The 1021-nt window shown below is 61.4% G+C and carries 1 protein-coding gene; it reads right to left on the bottom strand.

What is annotated here, in order from left to right; translation table 11 throughout:
• On the bottom strand, positions 1–1020 hold a 1020-nt coding region (locus tag BN874_RS25130), incomplete at its 3' end, for a transposase (RefSeq protein ID WP_230314414.1).
• Between the last annotated feature and the right edge of the window lies 1 nt (position 1021).

Below are 1021 nucleotides of genomic sequence, written 5' to 3'. Positions count from 1 at the left end.
AGAAGGAGGGTAAGGGTTGTTGCATTTGGAGTCGCCTTTCAAGCGTGCGCAGACCGCGCTTGAACCAGGACACGGCACTCCGAGCCAGTTTTTTAAAGGTCCAATGGTCGGGGTCCGTTTGCTCTCGAGTTTTTTTTCCAACGGCGTCGGGTGATCGCGGGCCTCCTCTTGACCCACGCGCACACACCAATACATGGCCAGAGCCATGATCACCCGCAACCGATCCCGCCGGTCCGCAGCGCGTAACTGGGGGTCTTCCCGTTGAAACCCCCGACTTTTGAAGTCGGAGAACATCGGCTCAATCCCCCAGCGACAGGCGTCATCACGGACGGTCGCCCGATGCGGTGAGTCATTCATGGCGATCATCCAGGGTTGCGGATGTCCGCCTTCATGCCCAATCGCCAGGTTCGTGGGCACCCCGGGATTAAACAACCGGACATTCGGCAGATAGCGCTCGGTCTGCCCCGCCGCCCGTTCGCCCGTCGTCACGAGGTCGCCAAACCCCGGATCGACGTTCAGATTCCCTTTCAGCCGTAACCGATCATGCCAGCCGGGTTGCGCGTGGAGCCAGAGGAACAACTCCACGGAGGGATAGAAGCGATCGGCCGACAGCAACACCTCCACCCCGGCCGGGAGCCACGCCCGTACCCGCTCCAACAGGACTGTCTGGGCCGCAAAGCCTAGATTCGCGGGACCCGCTTCCACCGTCCACGCCAAGGGTAACGCCCGATCCCCGACGCCGAGACGGATCATCAGGATCGCAAACCGATCCCCCACATCCGTTTGATCCAGGCTCAAAATGATCGTCTCTCCATGCTGACCGGCGGCGGCCAAGGCTTGACGGGCCCATGGTTCCAGCACCTCCGCACTCGATAGTAACGGATTCTTTAACAAGCGGCGGAGCCACTGCTCGCGCATATCCTGCCGTTCCGTCTCCAGCGGCAAGACATTCGCCAAGTCCACCGTATTCGGGGTCTGCACTTCCAGAATCGCCCCGACCGCTAACGCCCACTTCGTCACC

The sequence above is a fragment of the Candidatus Contendobacter odensis Run_B_J11 genome, from assembly GCF_000531125.1.
Lineage (GTDB): Bacteria > Pseudomonadota > Gammaproteobacteria > Competibacterales > Competibacteraceae > Contendibacter > Contendibacter odensensis.
Note: the sequence above shows the minus strand (reverse complement) of the source record. Positions and strands in the feature narration are given on the sequence as shown.